Annotated in this window: 1 protein-coding gene; it reads left to right on the top strand. The window is 36.3% G+C overall.

The window, feature by feature from the left end:
- Nucleotides 1–18: 18 nt before the first annotated feature.
- On the top strand, nt 19–4,310 hold a 4,292-nt coding region (locus tag A6M55_RS00905; RefSeq protein WP_156510954.1), incomplete at its 3' end, for an SdrD B-like domain-containing protein.

Raw genomic sequence — 4,310 nt, 5'->3', positions numbered from 1 at the left:
CGTGTAAAAAACTTGCCAATGAAATACAATTTTACAAAACGTGCAATCCAAGCTCAATTAAAGTGGAATGGATTAAACAAATCAAATACAGGCACAAAAGTGTTTGCATTTGTACAAAAAATTGTCCGCATGATAAATCTACTTTTCAAATCAAAAAGTAGTCAATCTAGAGAAGAGATATCTAAACAAATTGAAACGAACAAAGGCGACGAATATATCTTTTCAGAAAATAGTTTGCAAGAGTATTTTTCATACACGTACCATTTACCAAAAAGTAAAAATAACACAAAAATCGTCACTGAATTAGTGCAAAATCAGGAATTTATTATGCAAAACTTATCCTTCAACAATAGTTCAAGCACCAAAATGTACTGCTTAGGTAGTCAATTTGATGCCAAGTTGAATCAATGGATACCTTCATTAACTCCCATTTCAACTGCAAGTGACGACTGTAAACAAAATCCATTTTTCAAGGGTTTTGCAACACTTATTTTTTTGGTATTGTTCAATATAATTGGGGTATCAGCTCAAACCATAGACTTATCACTTAGCCAAACTATCAGTAAATCTTTACCTACAGTTGGTGAAAGTATTAAGTACACACTTTGGTTGAAAAATGCAGGCCCAACAACGGCTAGCTCAATTGTAGTACAAGATAATTTCCCTATTTATGGTGCGGTTTTAAATTCTCATACAGGAGGACTTAATTTCACTTATAATGCTCTCAGTGGAGTTGGCAAGTGGAGTGTAGCAAGTTTAGCAGCCGGTGATTCAACTAAATTAGAAATTAACGCCACCGTTACTCAACAAGGTGTTTTCTTCAACCTAGCAGAAGTTTTCTCAACTGCCAATGGACAAACAGATTTTGATTCAACTCCCAATAATTCAAAACTCAATGAAGATGATATAGCTTCGACATGTTTTTCAGTACCACTATACTGGTATCCGGGAGAAGAATATACCGTTTCTATTCCCGCCCCTTTCAGGTACGGAACAAACATTAAATGGTTTAATGGAAGCACCCAAATAACATCTGGCTCGACAGTAGCAGTTGTAAACCAAGATTCATCTCTGACCATCAAAAGGCCAGGGGTTTTTAGTTTTACAACAAATGTATCTAACTGTCCTGCACTAGGGTGTTGCTCAATTCAAGTTGTCGAAGGACCTTACGGAAGTATCGGTGACTATGTATTTACAGATAGTAATGCAGATGGTATTCAGAATATTAGCGATACTCCATTATCAGGAATTAAAGTCTATTTACTTAATTCGCTTGGCGTAAAGCTTGATTCTACAATTACTAATGCTCAAGGTAAATACCTATTTGATAGCTTATTAACTAATACCTACAAAATTAAATTTGCGATTCCTACTGGAAAGGAAGTAAGCATTAAGGGTGCAGGAAGTGACAAAACTAAAGATAATGATTCTAATCCTGATGGCACTACCGATGCTATTTCTATTAACACATCACTAGGAATTAATGACATTGGCCGTAATAATACCACTATTGATGCAGGTTTTAAAGCAAGCTATGGTTCGATTGGAGATTTTATTTGGAATGACTCTAACAATAATGGTTTACAAGATACTGGAGAAGCAGGTGTAAGTGGTATTATCATTGAACTTTATGCTGCGGATAATGTTGGTTTACCGCTTGGTTCTCCAATGAAAACGGATACAACTGATGCGAATGGCAAATATTTATTTGATAATTTACTAGCGGGGGTTTACGTTGTGAAAGTTGTGACAAGCTCAATACCAGCCAATTTACAACTTTCCTCTAAACAAGATATTGGAGCAAATGATACAATTGATAGCGACTTTAACCCTACTACAGGCCTATCGGATAAGATTGTCATAGATATTATATCTACAAAAAACGTTTTGTATATAGATGGAGCACTATTCAGTAATCTTGGTTCGATTGGAGATTTTGTTTGGAAAGACACCAATAATAACGGATTACAAGATATTGGAGAATTAGGTGTGAAGGGAGTAAAAGTTGACCTTTATACAGCTGACATTAATGGTAATCCAAGCAGTCTAATTAATACAACAACTACTAATTCGGATGGCTATTATTTATTTACAAATCTCCCTAAAGGAAATTATTTAGTTCGAATCATAGCAAGTACTCTACCTGCTAATTGTCAAATTTCGACAAAGCCAAATGCTGGCGACGACACCAAGGATAGTGACTTTAATCCAACTACAGGTTATTCTTCAAAAATAAGTATTGACCCTTCAGTAGCTGAATTAAAAGACAATTCAACGATTGATGCCGCCATATATACTCCTTCTGTGTGCTCTGAACTTATAGTTAGCACTTCGAATAGTGATATTTGCTCAGGAGATACCACTTATATCAAAGGAACTGTTTCAGGTGGTGGAAACATAAAGTGGTATTTAGTTCCTACTGGTGGTACTGCAATTGCAACAGTTAACAACGGAACTAATTATGCCGTATTTCCAACGACAACTACAGTTTATTATGCAGAATATACAAATGTTCCAGAAGGATGTTTAAATACTCGCCAGCCAGTTGTAGTTACAGTAAATACCCGCCCAGCGACACCAAGTTGTATATGTGCTCTTGATATATGTAACAATACAACAATAAATCTAAATAATTATATAGTAAATGGTGCTACAACTCCTGGAGGCTCTTTCGAATGGCACGTTAATGCCAACCCAAATTCGCCGCTAGTATCAACCCCTACTGCAGTTGGAGCTGGTTCATACTATTTATTTGAGAAATCTGGTGCTGGCTGTTATAGTAATCCTACTGTTTTGAAGATAGTTGCCAAAAGTTGTGATAAACAAATTGACCTAAGTTTAATTAAATCTGTTGATAATCCTACACCAAATGTAGGTGATATTATAAGTTTTGTCATTAAAGTAACCAATGCTGGCCCAGAGATAGCAACTGATGTTGAAGTGATGGATGAACTTCCAACAGGTTTACAGTTTGTTTCAAGTGCATTCTTTACCAATAATGCGGGAGTATTAACCACATCAATCTCAAATATCGCTAAAAATCAAACTATTACTTTAACCTATTTAGCTAAGGTTATAGGCTCTGCTGCAATGACCAATTTTGCACAGGTTTCGAAAGCAACAGAAAAAGATATTGATTCTACACCTGGTAACGGCAAAACTACTGACGAAGATGATGACGATAAAGTTATTATTACCCCTAAGGGAGTTGTAGAATTTGCTAACTTAAGTCTAGAAAAATTTGTGAGTAATACTACTCCTGCCCAAGGAGAACAAATAAAATATACTGTTCAAATTACAAATAACGGCCCTTCAAATGCTACAAATGTAGAGGTAACTGATATTGTACCTGCTGGTTTGCAGGTAATGAGTGCTTCGGGTGGCGATGCTATTTCTACAGTTAGTAATACTGTGGTGGCTAAATTTAACCAAATAGGAGTTGGTCAAACTGTTTCATTCCAAATTGTGACTAAAATAACTGCCACCAGTGGAACAATTAAAAACTGGGTTCAGGTTACAAAATCTGACCAAAAAGACCCTAATTCAACACCAAATAATGGCATTGATAAAAACGAGGATGATGACGATGATGTAGATATATCAATCAAAGTTGCTATTTGTAATCCAACTACACCACTTATTGCTTGTGCAAATCCTTATATATGTGCAGGAGAAAGTGTATCAATCGAAGCAATCGGCTGTAACGGAACTGTTATTTGGTCGGATGGAAAAACTGGCAATGCAATAACTGTCAACCCAACATCAACTACTACCTATACAGCACAATGCCAGCTTTATGAGAACTGTATTAGTGGTAAATCTAATCCTGTTCAAGTAGTTGTTAACGTTATTTCGGCACCACTGATTACCTCTAACTCAACTACAAATCAAATTTGTAATGGTGGAAATATTACACTGACAGCTAACAATTGTACCGGAACAATCAAATGGTCAACAGGAGCAACCACTCCTGCTATAACAGTATCACCTTCAACAACAACCAGCTACACAGCAACCTGTACAAAAGGGACTTGCGTAAGTGGAAAATCAAACATAATTACTGTAACTGTTGGTACAACTACTACTCCTCCGACAATTGTGGCAAGTAGTACTTCTATTTGTGCGGGGCAATCAGTAACTCTTACAGCTTCTAACTGCAATGGCACAATCCTTTGGTCTAATGGTGCTACCACTTCAAGCATTACCGTTACGCCAACAAATACTAGCTCATATTCGGCAGTTTGTAAGGTTGGGCAATGTACAAGTAATGCTTCTAATAATATCACCGTAAATGTGGGAATAACGCCTAC

The organism is Emticicia sp. MM (genome assembly GCF_001649495.1).
The sequence above is the reverse complement of the archived record's forward strand: the minus strand, read 5'-3'. Positions and strand labels throughout refer to the sequence as shown.